15 protein-coding genes and 1 pseudogene are annotated in these 22,256 nt (G+C 65.1%); all 16 read right to left on the bottom strand.

What is annotated here, in order from left to right; translation table 11 throughout:
• Positions 1–25 precede the first annotated feature (25 nt).
• The 16 genes and pseudogenes from ACHMW6_RS32240 to ACHMW6_RS32315 all read right to left on the bottom strand — a co-directional run bounded on the left by ACHMW6_RS32240 (position 26) and on the right by ACHMW6_RS32315 (position 22,088).
• A complete protein-coding gene (locus ACHMW6_RS32240; protein ID WP_395403255.1) occupies positions 26–1,930 on the bottom strand; it encodes a glycoside hydrolase family 127 protein in 1,905 nt (634 codons plus the stop codon).
• 1 nt (position 1,931) lies between these two features.
• On the bottom strand, positions 1,932–3,368 hold the full coding sequence (locus ACHMW6_RS32245) for a formylglycine-generating enzyme family protein (protein ID WP_395403257.1): 1,437 nt from the start codon (positions 3,366–3,368) through the stop codon (positions 1,932–1,934).
• Positions 3,317–4,120, bottom strand: a complete 804-nt coding sequence (locus ACHMW6_RS32250) for a hypothetical protein (protein WP_395403259.1) — start codon at positions 4,118–4,120, stop codon at positions 3,317–3,319. The genes ACHMW6_RS32245 and ACHMW6_RS32250 overlap by 52 nt, the downstream gene beginning before the upstream one ends.
• Positions 4,092–6,560, bottom strand: a complete 2,469-nt coding sequence (locus tag ACHMW6_RS32255; RefSeq protein WP_395403261.1) for a sodium/solute symporter — start codon at positions 6,558–6,560, stop codon at positions 4,092–4,094. Before ACHMW6_RS32255 ends, ACHMW6_RS32250 begins: the two co-directional genes overlap by 29 nt.
• A 7-nt stretch (positions 6,561–6,567) precedes the next feature.
• On the bottom strand, positions 6,568–7,821 hold the full coding sequence (locus ACHMW6_RS32260) for a CaiB/BaiF CoA transferase family protein (RefSeq protein ID WP_395408769.1): 1,254 nt from the start codon (positions 7,819–7,821) through the stop codon (positions 6,568–6,570).
• A complete protein-coding gene (locus ACHMW6_RS32265) occupies positions 7,706–8,632 on the bottom strand; it encodes an HpcH/HpaI aldolase/citrate lyase family protein (RefSeq protein ID WP_395403263.1) in 927 nt (308 codons plus the stop codon). The genes ACHMW6_RS32260 and ACHMW6_RS32265 overlap by 116 nt, the downstream gene beginning before the upstream one ends.
• Before the next feature lie 26 nt (positions 8,633–8,658).
• A complete protein-coding gene (locus tag ACHMW6_RS32270; RefSeq protein WP_395403265.1) occupies positions 8,659–10,668 on the bottom strand; it encodes a TonB-dependent receptor in 2,010 nt (669 codons plus the stop codon).
• 194 nt (positions 10,669–10,862) lie between these two features.
• A pseudogene (gene rbsK / locus ACHMW6_RS32275) lies at positions 10,863–11,812 on the bottom strand (ribokinase).
• 103 nt (positions 11,813–11,915) lie between these two features.
• A complete protein-coding gene (locus tag ACHMW6_RS32280; protein ID WP_395403267.1) occupies positions 11,916–12,917 on the bottom strand; it encodes a LacI family DNA-binding transcriptional regulator in 1,002 nt (333 codons plus the stop codon).
• Between the two features lies 1 nt (position 12,918).
• A complete protein-coding gene (locus ACHMW6_RS32285) occupies positions 12,919–13,863 on the bottom strand; it encodes a serine hydrolase domain-containing protein (RefSeq protein ID WP_395408770.1) in 945 nt (314 codons plus the stop codon).
• Positions 13,763–14,191 carry a hypothetical protein gene (locus ACHMW6_RS32290; RefSeq protein WP_395403269.1) on the bottom strand — a complete coding sequence of 143 codons (429 nt, stop codon included), beginning with the start codon at positions 14,189–14,191 and terminating at the stop codon, positions 13,763–13,765. Before ACHMW6_RS32290 ends, ACHMW6_RS32285 begins: the two co-directional genes overlap by 101 nt.
• Positions 14,192–14,228: 37 nt before the next feature.
• Positions 14,229–15,719: a tryptophan halogenase family protein gene (locus tag ACHMW6_RS32295; RefSeq protein WP_395403271.1), complete on the bottom strand. Its 1,491-nt coding sequence runs from the start codon at positions 15,717–15,719 to the stop codon at positions 14,229–14,231.
• A 10-nt stretch (positions 15,720–15,729) separates the two neighbouring features.
• Positions 15,730–16,734, bottom strand: coding sequence for a cupin-like domain-containing protein (locus ACHMW6_RS32300; protein ID WP_395403273.1), 1,005 nt, complete (start codon positions 16,732–16,734; stop codon positions 15,730–15,732).
• A complete protein-coding gene (locus tag ACHMW6_RS32305; RefSeq protein ID WP_395403275.1) occupies positions 16,727–17,437 on the bottom strand; it encodes a SapC family protein in 711 nt (236 codons plus the stop codon). The genes ACHMW6_RS32300 and ACHMW6_RS32305 overlap by 8 nt, the downstream gene beginning before the upstream one ends.
• A 30-nt stretch (positions 17,438–17,467) precedes the next feature.
• The gene (locus tag ACHMW6_RS32310; protein ID WP_395403277.1) at positions 17,468–19,024 is read right to left on the bottom strand and encodes a tryptophan halogenase family protein; all 1,557 of its coding nucleotides are present in this window, start codon (positions 19,022–19,024) and stop codon (positions 17,468–17,470) included.
• 88 nt (positions 19,025–19,112) lie between these two features.
• The gene (locus ACHMW6_RS32315; protein WP_395403279.1) at positions 19,113–22,088 is read right to left on the bottom strand and encodes a TonB-dependent receptor; all 2,976 of its coding nucleotides are present in this window, start codon (positions 22,086–22,088) and stop codon (positions 19,113–19,115) included.
• Between the last annotated feature and the right edge of the window lie 168 nt (positions 22,089–22,256).

The following is a 22,256-nucleotide window of genomic DNA, read 5'->3' on the forward strand; positions in this document are numbered from 1 at the left end:
ATCCTGGCCGGCCTGGTGCTGATCATCAACCTGGCGCTGTATGGCTGGCTGCTGTGGCGCCGGGCGGCGCGAGCTGCAGCCAGGTGAGGCGCCAGGTCCCGTCGGCACGGCCGCCCGCCTCGTAATACGGCACAAACACCAGGTCCGGCCGCGAAGCCAGCTTCAGGCGGATGGCCGGACCATTGGCGCCGGCGGGCAATGCTTCGGGCGCCATTTCCAGCTGCGGACCGTCGGCCAGGATCACCGTTTCCTCGGTCTTGAAACCATCGATGAGACCCGTCGCAAATACCAGCGGGCCGCGCGTGACGGCCGCGTATTCATAGCGCATGACCTGCTGGGCCACCGGCGAGCCATCCGGCGCGCGCGATTCCTGGGTATTCTGGCTCAGCTTGCGATGCAGGCGCGGCGCCATCGGCAGTGACAATTCGACCACATCGCCGTTGCGCCATTCGCGCTCCAGGCACAGGTAGCCGCCGGCCGGCGCCACGCCGGCGGCAGCACCGGTCCATGCCGCGCCATCGGCGCCGTTCACACGCACCGAGGCGTCTTCCGCCCAGGACGGGATGCGCAGCGCCAGCGCAAAGCGCGCCGCCTGCGCGGGTTCCACGCTGATGCGCACGGCGCCGTCGGCCGGATAAGCCGTCTGCTGCACCAGCCGCACGCGCCCGGCTGCGGGCAGCTCCAGCTCCGCAACGCCCGGCCCGTACAGGTTCACAGCAATCTCGTCGGCGCCGCGCAAGGCATAGGCCACGGCCGGCAACTCCTCCAGCGCCATGGCGCCGCTGGACTTGCAGCAGCGCCAGTAGGTCGTGAAGACCCGCTTCCCGTTCGGGAAGATGTAATAGCACCAGTCCTCGCCGTTCGGCGCCTGCGCGCCCAGCAGATCGTTATATGCCGAGCGCTCGATCTCCTCGGCATACTGCGCTTCTCCCGTGATGGCCAGCAGCTCGCGGTTCATTTGCAGCCAGGCCAGCGTGGAACAGGTTTCGATATAGCCGTAGGGCGAGAAAGCGCCATGATGGTTGAACACCTCGCGCGAGCGGTGCGCCACGCCGCCCCAGGGGCCGCCTCCCAGGCTCAGATGGTATTCATGCACGCTGCGCCAGACATTGCGTACCGCGTTCAGGTAATCCTGCTTGCCGGTGGCGCGGTGCAGCTTGGCCAGGCCGACCATATTCCAGCACAGTTGGTACGCCTTGCCGGTCGCGATGTCCGCCGCATCCGTGCCCTGCAGCGCCTGCGCCAGCAGGTTCAGTTCCGGGCGCGCGTCCGCCTGCTGCACAATCAGCTCCGCCAGTTGCAGGTAGCGCGCCTCGCCGGTGCGCAGGTACAGCTCCGCCGCCGGGTCGAGCAGGATGGTGGCGGACATGCCATGATGGTTGCCCAGCTCCGTAATGTCGACGCCGCCCTGCGTCAGCGCCTGCAGGCACAGGTCGCCGATGCGGCAGGCGGCGTCCAGGTAGCGCGATTCAGGGAAGTATTTGTGGACTTCCAGCAGGCCGATGACCAGGTAGCTGTGGGTCCAGATATCCCAGGTGCGCTGGCCCGGCGCGCCATCCCAGGTACGCGGCCCGCGCGGCTGCCTGTGCATGAAGCGGCGCTCCTGCGCATAGGTGCCGAGGTAGCCGTCCGCCTCCTGCTGCGCGGCCAGGAAGTCGGTCACGCGCCGCACCTGGGCTGCCAGCGGATGGCCGGCGCTGCGGCTGGCCGCGCGGGCGGCCGCGTACAGCCATTTGCCGGCGTGCTCGCCGTACCAGTCGCCTTCATGGTTGCAGCACTTGTGCTCCGCCCCGAACAGCGCGATGGCCGGACTGTGCTCATCCTCGATGAAGTGGGACAGGCGGCCATTCAGGTTGGCCTCCAGCGCGGCGCCGAGCAGGCCGTGCAATTGCACCTGCGCCGGCGACGGGAATCGTGTGACCGCTTCCATATCAGGCCGCGTCCACCACGCAGCGGAAGCCCAGCATGCCCGAGCGGTCCTTGGACGGCGCCATCAGCAGGTACTTGCCGTGCTGATCAAGGCGGTGCGCCTGCGGGAAGTACCAGTGCGAGCTTTGCGGGATGTAGGAGCTGCCGCCGCGCAGGGCCGCGGCGCGCGTGTGCTCGTCCTCGAACTCGCTGGTCCATTGCCACACATTGCCAACCAGGTCCATGACGCCGAAGGGGCTGGCGCCTTCCGGGTGGGCATCCACGTCGTCCGGCGGCAGCAGTTCACGGCCGGTATTCTGCTTCGGCACAACGCTTTCATTCCACTGGTCGCCCCAGGGATAGAGGCGGCCATCCGTGCCTTGCGCGGCATACTGCCATTCCCATTCGTGCGGCAGGCGCTTGCCGGCCCAGGCGGCGTAAGCGCGCGCATCTTCCAGGCTGACCCAGGTCACGGGCTTGTTTTCCCAGCCCTTGCGCGGCGCGCCACCGTCCCAGTCCTTGAGGAAGTTGTGGGCATCGCGCGGCGCGTAGCCGGTGGCGTCCAGGAAGCGCTTGAACTGGGCGTTGGTGACGTTGTACTTGTCGATGTAGAAGGGCTTCATTTCCATGCGGCGGCGATGCGCGCGGCGGCCGATGCTCTCCCATGGATACTGGAAGTCCATGCTGGCCCAGGTATAGCCCTCCACCTCGATGCCGGTCACGACGAAATCGAATTCGCCGCCGGGGATGGCAACCATGCCCGCCGGCGCTTCCGCGGCAGGTGCGGTCGGCGCGATGTCGATCATCTTTTGCGGCAGCGGCTTCCAGGAGCCGGAGAAGCTGCGCAGCGGCGTGGCAGCCATACCGGCCATCCTGTGCAGGAAGTCGTCCATGCCCGGCACGCTGGCGCCGCTGTCCACGCCGACGACGGCGCCGAAGCCCTTGGTCTCAAGCCTGAGGTCGAAAGTTGCGGTGGTCTGCTCGCCCTGGCCGCTGATGCGCGGCGTGAGCGCCGCACCGTTCCATGCGTCGTAATACATGCGGCCTTCGGTGTGCGGCACCACCAGCTGGTCGCCGTCCACCTCGTATTCATTGCGGTTCACGATGGTCCACAGCGTGACGCCATTGGCCGGGAAGCGGCTGGCGAAGACGTTTTGCTGCAGCGCCATCGAATACGGTTCCCAGCCGGGGCTGACCAGCTGCTCGGGGAACTGGCGATAGATGGTGGCGATGCGGCGCAGCGCTTCGCCGTCACGGTCCGTGAACTGGTTCCAGATGCCCCACACGTTTTCCCAGGCCGTGTAGCCGACGCCATTGAAGAACATGTACTGGAAATCGTCGGTGCGGTCGCGGCACCAGCGGTTTTCCAGGTTGACCATGTGGCGCGATTCCAGCCACTTCACCTTGCTCACGGCCGGGATGATGTCGGTCGACGCCTTGCCCAGGTCTGCTGGTTCCACTGCAGCGCTTCGTCGGCAGTCAGCGAACCTTCCGGCTGGAAGATCAGCGGGCGGTTGGCCTTGTCCGACACGTCCGCATACACGCGCGGCACGCCATTGTAGGTGTCGCCGTTCACGCCATCGGCGCCCAGCTGTACGGCGAGGCCGGTGACGGCATCCCAGTCTTCCACGCCTTCCGGCCTGGTGCCGTTATCCCAGGGCATGGTCGGCAGAAACACGCGCACGCCGCGCTTCTGGAATGCCTGCACCGCCTTCTTCAGGCCATCCAGGCCGCCCGGCATATCGCTGGCCAGCATGGTCTGGTTGCGGTTGTCGATGCCGATGTTGGGATAGACGTACCAAATCAACACACTGTCGATGCCGCCGAAGCGCTTTTCGAGGTCGTCCAGATAGCGGTCCACCGTGTACTCTCCCTTCACGGGATCGTAGAAATAGCGGTCCTCCACCATCATCTGCGTATGCACGAAATTGCGCTGCGACCAGGCCAGTTCCGGGCGGTCGTAGCGCGAACCGTCGTAACCGGCGCGGATCTTGTGCTCGTGGCGCCATATCGTCAATTCCTTGCGCCAGCTCTCCGCATAGTTGTTGACGTCGATCTTCCACTTGCCGATATTGATGTAGGGCCAGTCCGGCGACTTGCCCGGCGTGGGCAAGTGGGCCGGCAGCGTGTGCGGCAGCGGCGTATCCCAGTGCTTCGGCTCCCTGGCGGGAACGGTGCGGGTGTCATAGGTTGGTGGACGTTTGCCGGTCATGATCTTCCTCGGTACTCGATGGGGTGTCTGTGTAGATGGTGAGGCCGGCCAGCGACTGCGTCGGCGCCGGGAACAGGTAGCTGGCCAGATAGCCGAAGACGATGCACAGCATGATCGAAATCGGCAGGTAGAAGTAAGGGTGGACCAGCTTCATGGTCCAGCAGATGGTGGTCAGCACCGAACTGCAGACAATGCCGATGGCCACGCCCTGCCAGTTGGCACGGCGCGTGAACATGCCCAGCGTGTAGGCGCCCGCGAAACCGCCGCTCAGCAGGCCAGCCAGTTCGATCGATACGTCGAACAGCGAGTGCGCATTGAAGCGCGACAGCAACAGCGCGGCCGCAATGCCGATCAGGCCTGTGGCCACGGTGGCGATTTCGGCGAACAGCACGCTCTTTTTCGGCGTGGGGTGCTTCACCAGCTTCTCGTAGAAGTCCACCGAGGCCAGCGTGGCAACGCTGTTCATGATGCCGGACAGCGTGGCCATCGCCGCCGCCAGGATGCCGGCGATGATCAGGCCCGTGATGCCGGTCGGCAGTTCGGCGGCGATGAACAGGGGGAAGGTCGCGTCCACGTTCAGCAGGGGGTTCATGCGCTCGGGATGGCTCTTGTAGAAGGTATAGAGCGCGGTGCCGATGGTGTAGAAAATGAAGCCGCCGGGAATGGAGATGGCTGCGAAAGTCCAGATCGACAAGGTTGCTTCCTTGGCCGACCTGGTGGACAGCACGCGCTGCATCAGCACCTGATCCTTGGGGAAGGTCAGCACCACGTCGAATACGACGAGGAAGATGAAGCCCCATACGGTGGGCTGGGTCAGGTCCCAGCTGAAGTCGAACAGCTTCGTCTTGCTCTCAGCAGCCGCCACGCTGACGAATTCCGTCACGCCGCCATCGAGCTTCCACAGGATGAAGCCGATGGCGAACAGCGCGCCGCCCATCTTCACGAACAGTTGCACGAAGTCGGTCCACACGACCGCCTTCATGCCGCCCATCGCCGTGTAGACGATGGTGAAGCTGCCCATGATGATGATGCTCCAGGTGACGTCGATGCCGGTAATCGTGGCAATGGCCAGCGACGGCAGCAGCAGGATTACGCTCATGCGGCTGCCGATCTGCACCAGGATGCAGATCAGGCTTGCGATCATGCGGATGGAAGGATGGAAGCGAATTTCAAGATACTGGAATACCGACATCAGGTTCAGGCGGCGCAGCAGGGGCACGATGGCGACCGCCACGAAGGTCAGCGCCACGACGGCGACCAGGTTGTTGGTCATGTACTGCCAGTTGGTCTCGAATGCCTTGGCAGGAATCGCGATATAGCTGATGGAGCTGGTGTTGGCCGCGTACAGGCTGACGCCGGCCGCCCAGAAGGGAATGCTGCGGCCGCCGACGAAGAAATCCGACGTGGAATTGCGCTTCTCGCGGATGTAGCAGTACCAGCCGATGCCCAGCATGCCCGCCAGATAGGCCACGATGACGATCCAGTCGAAGGTCTTCAGCAGGCGCTTGCCGCTGACGATTTCCGTGTAGGCCAGCTGCTGCTTGCCGTCCGCCCCGGTGTAGGCGCGCAGCAGGCCGTTGCCCCAGCCGGCGCCGAATTCTGCGCCCTGCCCGGCCTCCGCTTCAGGCACCGGCGCCACGGCCCAGGAGCCGGTAATCGTGTGGTAAGTGTGCAGCTGCGGCAGGCCTGGCTGCTCGCCTGCCGCCACAACCGGATAAGCCAGGTAGAGCACGTGCGCCTGGCCGGTGGCGCGCGCGGCGCCGGCCAGCACGCGGCCGCCCACTGGCTTCATGTCCGTCCATCCGCCGCGCGCGGTCCAGCGCAGCAGGCGGTCGGCCTGCCCTTCCGCGCCGCGCAAGGTCAGCAGCACGGAGGAATTCTGCGCCACCAGGGAACTGATGCCGAAGCCGCGGCCAGCCCACGGCGGCAGCGTTTCCCAGCTTGCGCCCGGGGCGACGGTATCCAGCGCCAGCATGCGCGGTTCGCTGGCCGCGTTGTAGCCGGCCACGTACAGTTTGTCGGCGAGGACCGCCGCGTAAGCCTGGTGCAGCGGCTCGGGCAGCGGCGGCAGCGGCCGGCTTTCGATGGCTGCGCCCTGCAAGGCAAGGCGCTGCGCAGCGACGGTGCTTTCGTTCGGGCCGGACAGCAGCCAGGTGTAGTGTGCGCCGGCGGCGTAGCTGCGCGCCTGCGGCGCCCGTAAATCAGCGGGACGCCATGCCTTGCGGTCCTCGTCGAGCAGCCAGCTGCCCGATCCGGTCAGCGCCAGCAGACGGCCCGCGACGGGCAGCAACTGCGTGGCCGGCTGCGGCAGCGGCGGCAGCTCGACCTTGCGCACGGTGGCGAGATTGTCGGCCAGCGCGAGGCGCGGCGCCAGCGTGCCGATGCAGAGTGCCGTCAATAGCGCCAGCAAGCGCGCCAGGAAAAGGTAATGCCTGCTCATGTGTACCTCAGCGAATCACATCGAGGGCGCGCAGGCGCGCGATCTCTTCGGCCGAATAGCCGTTGGCGGCCAGGATCTGGTCCGAATGCTGGCCCAGCGCCGGTGCTGCAAAAGGCGCCGGCGGCGGCGCGTCGCCGAAGCGTACTGCCTCGGTGAAGCCCCGGTAGCTGCCGACGGCCGGATGCTGCATGTCCGCCATCATATTCTCAGCCAGCACTTGCGGGTGGTCGAACATTTCCTCCAGCTGCCGGGCGGCGGCGCAGGGCACGTCGCTGCCGAAAATCTGCTCCCATTCCCGCGCTGTGCGCGCGGCCAGCGCGTCGCGCAGCTTCGGTACCAGTACTGCCGCATGCTCGGCGCGCTTGCGCACGCTGTCATAGCGCTCATCCGACGCCAGTTTGGGCAGGCCGACGCGCTCGCACAGCGTGGCCCAGAAGTGCGGCGTATTCGCGGACAGGTAGATATAGCCCTCGCGCGCCGGGTGGATGCCGGTAATGCCGCCGGAGCGCATGTCGCGGCCGATATCCAGCGGTTCGCCCTCGGCCTTGATCAGGCGCGCCGACTGCATGGCCAGCGCGCTGCGCAGCAGGGAGACGCCGACATACTGGCCACGTCCTGTGCGGCTGCGCTCGAACAGGGCCGCGTTGACGCCCGAAGCCACCAGGGCGGCGGCGTAATAATCGACCACGCTGCCGTAAACGATCTGCGGCTCGCCGCCTTGCGGCCCCTGCATGGCGCAGATGCCGGTAAAGGTTTGCAGCACCTGGTCGTAGCCGGCGTTGTCCTTCATCGGCCCCGTCTCGCCGTAGCCGGTGACGGCGCAATACACCAGCTGCGGGCGGCGCTGTTTCAGCTGCTCGTAGCCTATGCCCAGGCGCTCAGGCACGCCGGGGCGGAAGTTGTGCACCAGGACGTCGGCTGTATCGACCAGCTTATGCAGGACCTCGCGGCCCTCCTGCTGTTTCAGGTCGATGACGATGCCGCGCTTGCTGCGGTTCACGCCGAGGAAGGCGCGGCTTTCTTCCTGCAGCGTGGACGGATATTTGCGCAGGTTGTCGCCCGCGGGCGGCTCGATCTTGATGACTTCAGCGCCCATGTCCGCCAGTTGCGTGCAGCCGTAGGGGCCAGCAATGTAGGCGCTCAGGTCAAGAACGCGGATGCCGGCCAGGGGCTGGCGCGCATTCGCCGGAGGCGCGGCGGGCGCGGTGGAGGACGCGGCAGCGGGGCGGCCGGCGGCGACGACGGCTTGCGCCCGGCGGATGAACGGCAGGTCGATCATCTTGCCATCCACCGTGAATGCGCCCCGCGCCGGACGCCTGCGCAGCGCGCGCTGCATCCAGCACGCGCAATGCGAAGTCGTATTCCTCTTCGCTCGCACTGAAAACCTCATTTGCCAGCGCCACCTGCGAAGGATGAATGCAGCTCTTGCCCCAGAACCCCAGCCGGCGCGACATCGAGGCCTCCGCGCGGAAGCCCTCCACATCCCGGATATCGGGAAACGCGCTGTCGTAAGCAAACACGCCCGCCTCCGCCGCCGCCATGCGCAGGGCGAACATGGCCGCATGCACATTGCCTGCATCGCGGCGCGCAATGCCATTGACCTCGAACAGATCGGCAAACCCCAGCTGCAATCCCGCCACGCGCGGATCCGCTACGCCAATTTCCGCAGCGCGGCGCAAGCCGGCCGCCGACTCGATATTGGCCAGCAGCCGCACTGGCGACGCAACACCGTTGGCCGCCTCGGCACGCGCCAGCGCCGCGCAAGCGGTATGAACATCGGCCGCCGATTCCGCCTTGGGCAAATTCAGCATGCCCAGCGCCGGCAGCGTCACGGCCAGGACGTCGGCCTCGAAATGCGGTGTGCCGATGCCGTTCACGCGCACGATAATCAGCTTGCCGCTTTCCAGCGCCTGGGGCGAGCGCAGGAAGTCGGCAACCGCACGACGCGCCTCCTCCTTGCGCGCTTCCGGCACCGCATCCTCCAGGTCGATCGAAATCGCATCGGCCTGGCCCTGGAGCGCCTTGACGAATAACTCCGGGCGCGAGCCCGGCACAAAGAGTTTGCTGCGCATGGTGTTCCGTTCCGCGATCCCGCTACTTAAAAGGTGATGCTGTGGGTCAGCGAGAAAGTCCGGCCACGGCCGGCGAAATAGTTCTGGAAGCCCGGCACCTGCGCCCACGTGAGGATGTAGAAGCGGTCAGCCAGGTTCTCGATGCCCAGGGTCAGGTCGCCGTAGCGCGTCTTGTAGGTGCTGGTCAGGTCGAACAGCGTGTAGCCACCGGTCTTTTCCGCCGAGCTCCTGCCTTCGTTGATCGAGCGACCCTTCAGCGTAGTGGAGCTGAGGCGCACATTGCCGCGATCGGACCACTGCCAGCTGGCGCCGAGGCCCAGCTTGTCCGGATTGATGGTGGCGACACCCTGCTCGGTATCCAGCGGACCGCCGAGGCGCGAAGCGGACTTGCCGCGGATGCGCGAATACAGGCCGTTCAGGCGGATCGAAGGCGTAACGATAAACTCACCAGACAACTCGAAGCCCTTCACCTGCACCGGCGAACGCTGCATGACAAAGTCGCCCGTCACCGGATCGATGGACAGCGACACGCCAAAGTCCGAATCGGACTTGTAGTAGGAAGCCGCCAGGCTGCCCCACTTGCCCTTCCAGTTGGCGCCGATTTCCTTGTTCTCGACGATGACGGCCTGCAGGTCGAGGATGCCCTCCACCGACTGGCCCGGCGTCTTGATGTTACGCAGCGGGATGCCCACGTTCGGCAGGCTGAAGCCCTTGGCGTAAGACACATAGGTCGACCAGCCCGGCGCAAAGCGCCAGACCACGCCGCCGTTGGGCAGATTGGCCTTGTAGTCCAGCGAGCCGCCCTGCACGAACACGCGGTTGTTGAAGTACGTGGTGGTGTAGCTGTCCACTTCCAGATCGCCGCTCTCGCGGCGGAAGCCGCCGCTCACAGTGAAGTCGCCGATGTCGTAGGACAGCTGCGCATATGGCGCGGTGCTGGTATAGACCATCGGCGGCACCCAGGTGCGGTTGGTCAGCGCCAGGCGCTGCTCCGTCTGGTCGCGCACCACGTCCACGCCGGCGCGCAGTTCCAGGCCGCTGATGAAGAGATCCGGACGGCTGTAGCCGGTGCGCAGGCCGCGCTTCTTCGAGAACACTTCGGATTGATCGACCAGAGTGCCCAGCGGCGCGATCTGCGGATCCTGCTTGTCCGGACCACCCTTTTCCGCCACGAAGCGCATGCGCTGCTGTGCCGCATAGGCCTGCGCGGTTACCGTGCCGCCCAACACATCGTCATTGCTGTAGTTGGCCGCGTACTGGCGGAAGTCGTTGAATTCCGCCTGGTTGTTGAACGGCTGGCCCGGCACCGAAGTATCGGTGATGAACTTGGCGCGGTTGCCTTCCTGGTAGACGTAATTGCCCTTGCCATTCAGCTTGAAGCGGCTGGCCTGCAGTTCCACGCGCTGATGCGGGGTCAGGTTGAAGCCCGTCTTCAGGAACAGGTTACGGCCTTCGGTGTCGTTCAGCGAACCGGAAGCATTCATGCCGATGCGGCGGCCATTGGCATCCCATTGCATGCCGCGGTCGACTTCGGACATCGCCAGCAGCAAATCGTAAGACTCCTCCTTGTGGGCGAAGACTCCGCCAATCTTCCAGCCGAAGCTGTCGTCTTCGAACTGGCTGGTCAGCTTGGTGGTCAGGGTAAATTCATTGCCCATCTTGGTGGGCGTTTTCGACACGTAGTTGATGATGCCGCCCGCCGCGCCCACGCCTTCGGAGGCGGACGGGCCATTGATCACTTCGATGCGGCCCACCACGCCGAGATCGGTGAAGGAGCCGCCGCGCTGGGTCTCGCGCAACGGAGAGCTTTGCGGGATGCCGTCGAACAGGCGCAGCGCGATGCGGCCGCGCAGGGTTTCGCCGGTGTTGCTCATGGCCTGGGTGGATTCGGCATAGCCGGGCACCACGCGCGACAGGACGGCGGTGGCGTCTTCGCTGATGGCCAGCGAGTTGGCTACTTCGGCACTTGAAATCACGTTCACAGCGCCGGGAATCTTGTCCACGGCCTTTGCCGTGCGCGTGCCGGTCACGATCACGGTGCCGGCATTCTTTTCCTTGTCCTCGTCCGTCTTCTTCTCATCGGCCTGCTGGGCGAAGGCGCCGCCGCAGAAAAGCAGCGCCGCTATGGCCGCGGCGATGGGCTTCAGTTTGATGGTCTCACTGATTGCTATCTCCTCTTTATTGCGGTTTTTTATGCTTATGAGAGTTACTGGAAAACGGGCCGGCCCTCCTATCCATCGAGACCGAGGGCGGCCCGTCCACCCCGGCTTTCGATAAACTCCTGCAATTCCGCACGTGTGGGAATCGAGGTCTGGGCGCCGATGCGCGTCACCGCCAGCGCCGCCGCAAACTGCGCTTCGCGGGTGGCGGCAGGCAAGGCCATGCCGCGCGCCAGCGCCACCGTCAATGCGCCCACGAAGGTGTCGCCCGCCGCCGTGGTATCGACCGGCTGCACTTTCACGGCCGGCACCAGGTATTCGCCATCGGCCGCGCAAACGGCCACGCCGGCTTCGCCCATCGTCAGCAGCACAGCGCCGGCGCCACGATGGCGCAGGGCGCGCGCGGCCGCTTCCGCATCGGCGGGACCGGTGACACAGAGGCCGCTCAGTTGCATCGCTTCCGTTTCATTGACGACGAGGTAGTCGGCCATGGCCAGCAGGCTGTCCGGCAGCGGCGCGGCCGGCGCCGGGTTGAATACGACTTTCACGCCGGCGCCGTGGGCGATTTCGATCGCGCGCTGCACGCTTTCCAGCGGCGACTCCAGCTGGCAGACAAGATAGGAAGAGGAGGCAATGGTTGCGGCGGCCGCTTCGACCTGGACCACGCTGAGCGCATCGTTCGCGCCAGGGGCAGCACGATGCTGTTGGCGCCTTCCGCATCGACGAAAATGCCGGCCACGCCGGTGGCCACGTCCGGCGCCACCACAATCCGGGTAGTGTCCACGCCATTGGCGCGCAGGTCGGCCAGCGCGCTCTGCCCGAATGCGTCGCTGCCCACGGCGCCCACGAAGTGCACTTCGGCGCCCTGCCGTGCTGCGGCAACGGCCTGGTTGGCGCCCTTGCCGCCGCCGACCTGGCGGAAGCCGCTGCCGCTGATGGTTTCACCCAGCAGCGGCATGCGCGGCGTGCGCAACACCAGATCGATGTTGATACTGCCGACGATGGTGATGCGGGGAGTCATGCTGGGTATCTCCGATTTAACTATTTTCAGACGCAATCGTTTGCGCAAACGATTGCTATTGAATACGTGCACCGATCGGCTGTCAACTCTTTCTTTTCGGAAATTAGGTCAATTGGCGGGTGGATTGCCGCACAACCAGCTTGGTGTGCAGCAGTTCGCGGCGCAGCGCCTGGCTCTGGCCCGCTACGCGCTCGAGGAGAAGGCGGGCCGTCAGCTCGCCCATTTCATACTTCGGCTGGGCGACCGTGGTCAGCGGCGGCGTTGTAAAGGAGGCAAGCGCAATGTCGTCATAACCCAACACCGACAGCTGGTCCGGCACGCGCACGCCGCGCGCGCTGGCCGCGCAAATGCCGCCAATTGCCATCAGGTCGTTGCTGGCGAAGATGGCGGTCGGCGGTTTGGCCAGCGCCAGCAACTGGCTGAAAGCCTGGTAGCCGCCCTCGCTGGTGAAATCGCTGCGCACCAGGCAGTCGAGACGGAAACGCAGGCCCGCCTCCTTCAGCGCACGCAGGTAGCCTTCCACACGCGCCCGCGAAGGCGGCAGGTCGATGGGGCCGGACACGCAAGCGATGTCGCGGTGTCCCAGTTCGATCAGGTAGCGCGCGGCGAGGTAGCCGCCCTCCTCGTGGTCGGCTTCCACGAAGTCGGCCTCCACGCCCGCCACTTCGCGGTCCACCAGCACGGTGGGGATGGGCAGGTGCTGGAGCCGGGCGGACAACTCCGCATCGCCTCCCGACGCCACCAGGATCAGGCCATCGATGCGCTTTTCCATCAGCACCTGCAGGTAGGCCGTCTGCTTGCGCGTGTCGTCATAGGCGTTGCACAGGATGACGTTATAGCCCTGCTTGAAGGATGCATCCTCGATGCCCTGGATCAGTTCCGCAAAATAGGGATTGGTGTTATTCGGGATCATCATCCCGATGGTATGGGTCTTGTCGCCCTTCAGGCTGCGCGCCACGGCGCTCGGGATATAGCGCAGCTCTTTCATTGCCGCGCGCACCCGCTCCTGCACGTCCTCGCTGACGACGCGCGTGTTATTGAGCACGTGGGATACGGTCGTGGTGGATACGCCTGCGCGCTCCGCCACCTGCTTCATTGTTGCCATATCAGTCGATCAAGGATTGGTAGACCAGGTTATAGAATTTGAGATGGAGCTTCGGCGGATCGCCGGGCAAGCCTTGCGGCAGGTGCTGCATCATCAGCAGCATCACCAGCTGCTCTTTGGGGTCGATAGTGTAATAGGTGGCCGCCGCTCCCAGCCAGCCAAATTGTCCGGCGCTGCCCTGCCGGCCGCGCCGCGCTACATCCAGCAGCACATAGCCGCCCAGGCCAAAGCCTTCGGCCTGGCTGAATTCATGCACGGGTGGAGTCAGGTGGGTGAGGTGGTTGGACATCATCAGTTCCACACTCTTGCGGCCCAGTATACGCACGCCATCCAGCTGCCCGCCATTGAGCAGCATCTGGGCGAAGCGCGCGTAGTCGGGCGCGGTCGAATACAGCCCGCCGGCGCCGCTGACATAGGGATTCTGCTGTTCGCCGTCCGCTGCGATCCTGCCGGGCGCGGCCAGCCGGCCATCGGCATCGGTAGTCGTCATCGCGGCAATGCGGTGGCGCTTCGCCGGCGGCACGGTGAAGCCGGTATCCACCATCTGCAGTGGCTTGAACAGGCGCTCCTGCAGGAAGACATCAAAGGATTGGCCGGAGATGACTTCAACGAGACGGCCTGCGAGCACGGTGGCGGTGCCGTCATAATGAAATTCCTCGCCCGGCTCGTGTGCCAGCGGCAGCTTCGCCAGGCGCTGGGCGAACACGGCGAGGTCCGGCGCATGCGGCAAGTCGGCAGCATCGAAGATGCGGTTGACGGGCAGCGAGCGGTCGCCGTAGCTGGCGAAGCCCGGCGTGTGCGTGAGCAGCTGGCGGATCGTCACCGGCCCTTTCGGCGCCCGGGTTTCAGGCGCCTCCGCCGTGCCGCCAGCGAAGAGGCGCGGCCCGGCAAATTCGGGGATGTACTTCGACACGGGATCTTCCAGCAGCAGCTTGCCCTCTTCCATCAGGATCAGGATGGCGGCGGCGGTGACGGTCTTGGACATCGAATAAGATGCGGAAAATGGCGTCGCGCTGCAGCGGCTCGTTGCGCGCCAGGTCGCGGTGGCCGAATGCCTTGTAATCGACCACCCTGCCCTTGCGCAGCACCAGCGCGACCGCTCCCAGGTACTCCTGGCGCTCGATGGCGCTGGCGAGCAAGCTGTCCGCCCGCTGCAGGCGCTCGGCGGACATGCCCAGCGCCGCCGGCGCGGCGGCCGGCAGCGCGCCTGCCTGCACGGGCGGGGCGCCGGCGCAGGCGGATGCAAGGGCTATGGCAGGCAGCAGTCGTTTCATCGAGGGCGGATACGGGAGTAACGCGCCCAATTGTACGTCAGGGCGCGGGACAGTAGCGCCGCAGGTAATCCTGATGGCGCGGCAGCTGGCGCACGACCGCCTCCACGGAGCCGCTGATATTGCGCAGGAATTGCGTCAGCTCGGCGTCGCCCATCATGTCGGCGATCTGGTGGTAGCGCTCCGGCTCAATGCCCTGGCCCAGCATCACCTGCACCCAGGAGTTTTCCGCAAACAGCTCATTCGGCACACGGAACACGCGGCCCGTTTCACGGAAGTGGCTGATGCGATGGCGCAGCGACGGCGGCAGTTCGAGTTCGCGGCAAGCGCGCCAGAACGGCGAGTCGTCACGGTTGGTCACGTGGTAGTGCAGGATGATGAAATCGCGGATGTGCGCCACTTCGTGCGCCGTCTGCTGGTTGAATTCATCGATGTCGGTCTGGCAGATGCCGGCGCTCGGGAACATTTGCAGCAGGCGGATCAGGCTGCGCTGGATCAGGTGGATGCTGGTCGATTCGATCGGTTCCAGGAAGCCGCTGGCAAGGCCGATGGCCACGCAGTTGCCGCGCCAGGTCTGGCGGCGCTGGCCCGGCTTGAAGCGGATTGGACGCGGCTCCATCAGCGGCTCACCGGCCAGGTTGGAGAGCAGCATGCGGCGCGCCTCTTCGTCATCCAGGTAACGGCTGGAATACACGAGGCCATTGCCGACGCGGTGCTGCAGCGGGATGCGCCATTGCCATCCCGCGTGGTGGGCGATGGCGCGCGTGTACGGCGGCACCACGCCTGTCGATCCGGTCTGCACTGCCAGTGCACTGTCGCAGAACAGCAGATGCGACCAGTCTTCGAATTCCACGCCCATGGTCTGACCCAGCAGCAGGCTGCGGAAGCCCGAGCAGTCGATGAACAGGTCGCCTTCGATCTGCGCGCCGCCATCCAGTGTCAGGGAACGGATAAAGCCGGATTGCGCATCCTGGCCCACCTGCACGATCCTGCCCTCCACGCGGCGCACGCCCAGCGCCTCGCTGAACTTGCGCAGGTAGCGTGCGTACAGCCCCGCATCGAGGTGATAGGCGTAGTTCATGCCCTGGTCCGGCAGGTGGGCAAAGCGGTCCATCTGTGCCGCCTTCAGTTCGCGGCAATAGTCGCCATAGTCGCCCGCCAGGCGGCGCGCGCGGGCCTTGAGCCAGAAGTGCTGGAAGCCGGCGGTCCAGTGGTCGGTGCCGGTAGTGCCGAAGGAATGGATGTAGTCCTCGCCCACGTTGCGCCAGTTCTCGAAGCTGATACCCAGCTTGAAGGTCGCCTGCGTGGCGGCCATGAACTCGCTCTCGTTCAGTTGCAGCAGGTCGTGGAAGGTGATCATGGACGGGATGGTGGCTTCGCCCACGCCCACCGTGCCGATTTCGTCGGATTCGACCAGGGTGATGTCGAGGATCTTGCCCATCGTCCTGGACAGCGCGGCCGCAGCCATCCATCCGGCCGTGCCGCCGCCGGCGATGACGACGCGGCGGATCGGGTGATTATTTGCTTGCATGGGAATGTCCTTAACGGTTCATGCGGTTGAGGATCTGGCCGCGCAGCGCGCGCGCGGCGGCATCGTCCAGGGGCGCCAGCACGCCGCGCGCGCCAGGGGGAATGTGCGCGGCCTCGCTGCCGTCGCTGTCGAAGACGTAATGGCGGAACAGTTCCTGCCAGGCGGCGCGCTGGGCCGGCGGCAGCTCGCGCATGGTCATCAGCGCCAGCATCAGGGTATTGGTGGGCGTGTCCATGTAGCCGGGCGACTGGCGCCACCAGTAATTGACCAGGATGTTGAAGGGGTCCAGCGCCTCCACGTGGTGCCACCACATGCTGGGGATGAAGATCGCGTCGCCTGCCTCCAGTTCAGCCGACTGCGCATGTTCCAGCGCCGTGGCAAAGCGGGGAAAGCGGGCCAGGTCGGGACGGTGAAAGTCGACCAGGCTGATGGCCTGCCCGGCCGGCGTGAAATCGAGCGGGCCGATATACAGGTTGCCCAGCTGCCCGGGCGGGAACAGTGTGAAACGGCGGCGGCCGGCCGCCACGCAGGCGATATTGTCCGGCAGGTCATAGTGGGCCGCGATGCGGGTCTGGTTGCCCAGCCAGATGCTGACGTAGGGCTGGCGCGCACCGAGATCCAGGTCGTTCTCCGCGCGCAGGCCCGGCAGGCAGCCGTCAACTTCGGTGGAACCCACATAGATGGCGGGCGGCTGCGGTGCGTTGCGGTGCGCCGCCAGTTCGTCCAGCACGCCGCCCAGGCCCGTGCGCACGGATGCGAAATTGAAGCCGCTCAAGTCTTCGTTGTAGAAAAAGCGGCCGCCGATATCCGGAGCGCCCAGCATGGCAATCACCTTTTCGCCCCGATAGTAGCGGCGCAGGTAGTCGCTGGCGGCCTGCTGCGATGCGCGTCCGGCCTTCACCAGCGGCCACTCCGCGGCCAGGCCACGCAAGACCAGCGGCTCGGTGGAGGTCAGCAGCTCGTCGCTGAGATCCGCCGGGCGCAGGCCGGACAGCTCGCGGATCGGCTTAAGCATGGGCGTTGACGGCGCGCTGCTTGCGGTCGATCAGGCCGCGGAAATTGGACAGCGAGGCCATCACCATGTAGATCGACTGCAGATGGCCCGCGCGCATCAGGCCTTCCAGCACGGCGCCCGGCAGTTGCAGCAGCTTGTCCTCATTGATGGTGTAGAAGCCGAACAGGCGGTTTTGCGAGCCGTCTTCCAGTTCGATGTCGGCCACGAAGGATTCCAGCAGGTCATGCTCGCGCAGCGCGGCGATAAAGCCCGGCAGGTCCTGCAAGCCCTGGTGGATCGTCAGCAGCATGGAATTGATGCGCTCCAGGTAAGGCGTGATGCCGCCATACGCCAGGAACAGCGCCTCGCCTTCCGTGCGGCTGACGCGCGGGCTGTCCAGGTCGATGTGGATGTTCAGCTCTTCGCCCGAGCGGCCGATCAGGAAAGGCAGGCGCTCCATCGCCATCGGGATGTAGTTCACGTCCCAGCCCTGCGGGCCGAGATACAGGTTTTCGCCCTCCTGGAAGCCCAGCAGCGCCACGGGCTCGAAACCGAAGCCGTCTTCCGTCTTGCGGAACACGATGGGGTAATGCGCCTGCAGGTCGCGAAACTCGCGCGGAAAGGTGGCGCAGGTCATCAGGTTGTCGCCATACTTTTCACCGTGCGCAGTGACAACGCGCAGGTTCTGGTGGTCGACATTATTGAGCATTACGATATTGGTCATGGTGTACCTGTCGTTAAAGGGCTGGGCGGCTCAGCGCCGCGCCAGGCCATGGCGTTGAATGTGTGCGATCAGTTCGCGGTTGCCCGGCAGGCCGGCCAGCATCCTGCGGGTGAGCTCCTGGGTTTCGGCGAAACAGGCATCGGCCAGCTCCGGGCGGTCGGAGCGCCGGCGGCCGTCGCCATAGTCGGTCTCGAAACCCATGCCATACAGGATGTACTGGTAGCTGGCGGCCGGGAATACCTCCTCGATGCGCTGCAAATCATAGCGCGAGGGCGGCTGGTGCCGCCACAGCTGCAGCAGCTCCTGGAGCCGCAGCGGAATCGATCCGGCTTCGCGATTCTCGCGCCAGTAGCTGCTGTCATCGCGCCTGCTCAGCACATAGTGCAGCTTGAGGAAATCGATGACGCGCTCCCAGCGATAGCGGAATGCCTCGTTGAAGCGCTGCGCGGCAATGTCCATCGCCGCACGGTTGGCCGGCATGGCGTCGGCCAGCATCGCCGCCGACAGTTCGACCATCGCCAGCGCCGAGGCCTCGAGCGGTTCCAGGAAGCCCGCCGCCTGGCCGATAGCCACGCAGTTGCCCACCCAGAAGCGCTCCCGGTAGCCGGGCTGGAAGGACAGCTTGCGCGGCGTGGGCAAATCATGCTGGCTGCCCGTGCGCCGCAGGTAGGCGTGCAGGGCGTTGACCGCCTGCTCGTCGCTGCAGTGCGCACCGGAATATACATAGCCGATGCCGCGCCGGGTGGGCAGGCCGATATCCCAGATCCAGCCATGTGCCTGCGCCGTGGACACGGTCTGCGACGCGATCGGGGCCTGGTCATCAGGATATGCCTGCTGCAGCGCCATCGCGCTGTCGTTGAACAGGATGTGCTGCTGCGGCAGCAAGGGTACGCCGAAGTGCTGGCCCAGCAGCAGCGACTGCGAGCCGGTGCAATCGATGAACAGGTCGGCCTCGATGGCGCCGTGCCGGCGTGTCTGCAAGGCGGCGATATCGCCGTTGTCGCGCGAGGTGACGGCCGTGACATGGTCGGTAATATGGCGCACCCGCAGCCGGTCGGTGCAATGCCGCCGCAGGAAGGTGCCGAATTTGCCCGCGTCCAGGTGGTAGCCGTAGTTGGACACCGCCGCAAACTCCGGCGTGCCGGCCTGCTTGGGCGCCCGCCCGTGCAGGCAGAGCTGCGGCTGATAGCAGACCAGGTCGGCGAAGGCGGCATCGGGATGCGCCTGCCGCCAGCGCGCCGCCAAGTTGGCTTCGCCGTATCCTTGCGGCACAACGAAGGGATGGAAGTAGTGGTCGCCTTCGCTGCCGTCGACCCAGGCATTGAAGCGCGAACCTTGTTTGAAGGAGGCGTCGCATTGGCGGAAGAAGTCCGTCTCCGAAACGCCGATTCGCGCCAGCGTGTCGCGCATGCTGGGCCAGGTGCCCTCGCCGACGCCGATGGGCGCCACATCCGGCGATTCGAGCAGGGTCACGCGCAGGCGCGCGCCCGCGTGCGCCGAGTGTTCCGCCGCAAGCACGCCGGCCGTGAGCCAGCCTGCCGAGCCACCGCCGACAATCACGATATGCTGAAGTTCCTGGATACTCATGGGTACTTTCGAAAAAGGCAGGCCGCGATCGCGGCCTGTGAAAAATGCCGGGGCAGCACCACACTACCCCGGCATCGCGCCCCAGAGATCAGAACTTGTAGCGGGCCCCGAACATATAGCGCGGTCCGGATTGCGTCAGGCTGAGCACCATCATTTCGGTGCGGCCGTGGATGCGCTGCTGCTGGTCGGTGAGGTTGATCACCTCAAACTGGAAACTGAGGTTCTTGTTGTAGGCGTAGCCCACGCTCAAGTCCAGTTGGCCGTAAGGCTCGACATACTGCGGGTTCGGCCCCGCCAGGTCGGTGGTCGAAGCGAGGAACTTGTCGCGCCAGTTATAGGCCGCGCGAATACTCCACTTGTTATCCTCGTAGATACCCACCAGGTTGGCCGAATTGCCAAGGCCCACCAGCGCGAACTGGTCGCCAAAGCCGTTGTCGTTGTAGGTCAGGCCGGACTTCACATAGGTGTAGTTGGCCTGGATGCCGAAGCCGCTGTTGCCAAACATGTGCTGCCAGTTGATTTCCGCGCCACGCAGGTTGGCCGACTGCGCGTTGACGTAGCTGGTGGTCTGGAAATTGATGATCGGGTCGAAGTCCTGGCCCGTGATGGTGCCGGTGATTTCGCCTTTCTCGTTGTCCGGCCCGCGCACCACGCCAGGCTGGCCGTTGAAGTTCTTGAAGATGAAGTTGCGGATGCAGGCGGTGTCGGTACTGATACAGCCCGCCCCCAGCGCCGCGTTCCAGTACTTGCCGCCCACTGGCGTGTGCAGGCCCGCCTGCGGGATGCTGGTCACGGACTGGCCCGCGTAGTTGCTCAGCTTCTTGTAGAACAGGCCCAGCGAGACCACGCTGCGGTCGTCGTAATACCATTCGCCCGACAGGTCCAGGTTCTTGGACTTGACCGGCTTCAGGCCCGGATTGCCGGTGGATGCTGAGTCGCCGTTCACGTTGGCCGTGGCGCCGATAGTGGTGCCGCCCTGGATCTGGTCATAGCGCGGCCGGCCGATGGTGACGCCATAGCTGGCGCGTACCTTGATGTCCTGCCGCAGGTCGGCATCCCAGTCCACATTCGGCAGCACATTGGTGTAGGAGCCGGTCTGCGAAGTGAAGGTCTTGCCGTCGAACTTGATCGGCAATTCATTCTGCGACACCCAGGTCACCGCCACCGGCTTCACGGACAGCGCCGTGGACAGCACGTCGGTCTTCTCATAGCGCACGCCGACGCCGGCATGCATCGGGATGGCCGTGTCCCAGTCCGTCACGAACTGCAGATAGGCGGACTTGGACTTCTCGCGCGTGCGGCGGTCGTAGTCCGGATTGGCCAGGCTTGGCATGTACAGCTCCGGCTTGCCGGTCGCCTTTGCCGCCACCTCGCGCATGGCGGCGAAGTTGAAGGTGTGGATCTGGTTGAACAGGGCCGGATCATCCACGCCGTCCATCTTGCCGAAGTACTTGCGCAGATCGTCCGCCACGAACAGCGACTGCGGGTAGTCGGACGCCTTGGTAGCGCCACCCCAGGTATCGCTTTGCACCTGCTGGAAGGCGGAGCGGTTGCGCACGCGGGTGAACGAGAGGCCGAAGTTCAGGTTGGAGCTTTCCATCAGTTTCAGGCTGCCGCTGCCCTGGGCCTGGTCGACCGTCATCTTCTGGTAGCCGTCCTGGAACCAGGAACCGGAGACCTGCATCGGCGCGTTCACGAAGTCCGCCCCCTGGATGCTCAGCACCGGCATCTCGTGCTCGAAGTTGACGCGCGTGTTGCCGCGGCTGAAGCTGACCGTGGACAGGTCATTGTTCGAGCCAAACGGGCTGTCGGCCTTCGATTCGGCGGTCGAATGGTGGGCGTCGAACACCAGTTTCAGGCCGCTGGTGGGTTTCCAGACGGCGTTGAAGCCGGTCGACTTGTTTTCCGACTTGGTGGCATAGTCCGCGCCGTTCATGGCGATATCCTGCGCCGTCACGTTCTCCTGGTAGAAGATCGGCGAAGCGATCGGGCCGCCGGTCCAGGAGCTCACGGAAGGACCCATATTGAACCAGGCGCTCAGCTCGTGCGACCTGGTCTGGATCTTGTTCTGCGAGTAGGTGTAGTCCAGCGTGGTGACCAGCTCATTCACCGGCTTGAACTGCATGGTCAGCTGGCCGTTGGTGCGCTGACGCTGCGAACCGCGCATGAAGTAGGAGATATTCTGCGGCACCGAATAGATGGTGTCTCCCGTCGGGCGGTTGGTGATGTTGCCGTAGCCGGTCTGGCCCGGCTGCGGGATGGTGCCCCAGTTATTTTCATCCGCGCGGAACGGACCGCGCCAGCCATTGGTGATGGAGGCCGTGTTCACGCCCAGGTTGCGTTCCTGGTAGCTGCCGCTGACGGCGATGCCGAATTTGCCGTCGGCGAAGGTATTGCTGTAGATGCCGGAGATTTCCGGCGTCACCGAGGTGCTGGCCTTGTCTTCCTTCGGCAGGTGGTCGTTCGAGCTGTCGTACACGCCCTTCATGCCGATGCTCGAATGCAGGCCCGGATTGTCGAAGGGCCGCGCGGTGATGATGTTGACCGTGGCGCCGATGCCGCCGGGCGGCGTGTCGGCACGGCTGGTCTTGTAGACCTGGATCTGCTGGACAGCGTCCGAAGCCAGGTTGGCGAAGTCGAAAGCGCGGCCGTTCAGGTCGGCCAGGCCGGACGTCGGCATCTGGCGGCCGTTCAGCAGGATCATGTTCAGGTCCGGGCCCACACCGCGCACGGTGACTTTGGCGCCCTCGCCATTGGTGCGGTCGATCGAGACGCCGGAAATGCGCTGGATCGATTCGGCCAGGTTGGTATCGGGGAATTTGCCGATGTCGTCGGCGACGATGCCATCGACGATACCGTCGGAATTGCGCTTCAGGTTCAGGGTGGACTGCATCGCGGCACGGATGCCGGACACAATCACTTTGGGCGCGTCGCCCGAATCCCCCACCGACCTGACGGCCTCGGCGTCCTGTGCCTGGGCCGGCAGATAGCTGGCGCAGGCGCCGGCAACGGCGAGGCTGATCAGGGTGCGCCGGTTCAGCCGGCGACTTGAAAACGTTTTCATATTGTGCTGCACGTTGTCTCCTGTTTTGTTTATTAGAAACGACTAGCGGTGCTGAGAACTGCAAACGGCTGCGGCGTGCGAACGCCGAGATACTGCACTACCGTGCGGCGCGAGCCGCCTGGAAGCTGATACGAGAGGTACGACTTGGTGGTACGACTTAGTTAAATC

The organism is Pseudoduganella sp. UC29_106, from assembly GCF_044055365.1.
Lineage (GTDB): Bacteria > Pseudomonadota > Gammaproteobacteria > Burkholderiales > Burkholderiaceae_D > Rugamonas.

Coding starts and splice junctions, on each gene's coding strand:
- ACHMW6_RS32265 (WP_395403263.1), bottom strand. CDS start 8,632: ATGCGCAGCAAACTCTTTGTGCCGGGCTCGCGCCCGGAGTTATTCGTC.
- ACHMW6_RS32240 (WP_395403255.1), bottom strand. CDS start 1,930: ATGGAAGCGGTCACACGATTCCCGTCGCCGGCGCAGGTGCAATTGCAC.
- ACHMW6_RS32300 (WP_395403273.1), bottom strand. CDS start 16,734: ATGCTTAAGCCGATCCGCGAGCTGTCCGGCCTGCGCCCGGCGGATCTC.
- ACHMW6_RS32255 (WP_395403261.1), bottom strand. CDS start 6,560: ATGAGCAGGCATTACCTTTTCCTGGCGCGCTTGCTGGCGCTATTGACG.
- ACHMW6_RS32250 (WP_395403259.1), bottom strand. CDS start 4,120: ATGACCGGCAAACGTCCACCAACCTATGACACCCGCACCGTTCCCGCC.
- ACHMW6_RS32295 (WP_395403271.1), bottom strand. CDS start 15,719: ATGCAAGCAAATAATCACCCGATCCGCCGCGTCGTCATCGCCGGCGGC.
- ACHMW6_RS32280 (WP_395403267.1), bottom strand. CDS start 12,917: ATGGCAACAATGAAGCAGGTGGCGGAGCGCGCAGGCGTATCCACCACG.
- ACHMW6_RS32290 (WP_395403269.1), bottom strand. CDS start 14,191: ATGAAACGACTGCTGCCTGCCATAGCCCTTGCATCCGCCTGCGCCGGC.
- ACHMW6_RS32285 (WP_395408770.1), bottom strand. CDS start 13,863: ATGGAAGAGGGCAAGCTGCTGCTGGAAGATCCCGTGTCGAAGTACATC.
- ACHMW6_RS32305 (WP_395403275.1), bottom strand. CDS start 17,437: ATGACCAATATCGTAATGCTCAATAATGTCGACCACCAGAACCTGCGC.
- ACHMW6_RS32315 (WP_395403279.1), bottom strand. CDS start 22,088: ATGAAAACGTTTTCAAGTCGCCGGCTGAACCGGCGCACCCTGATCAGC.
- ACHMW6_RS32310 (WP_395403277.1), bottom strand. CDS start 19,024: ATGAGTATCCAGGAACTTCAGCATATCGTGATTGTCGGCGGTGGCTCG.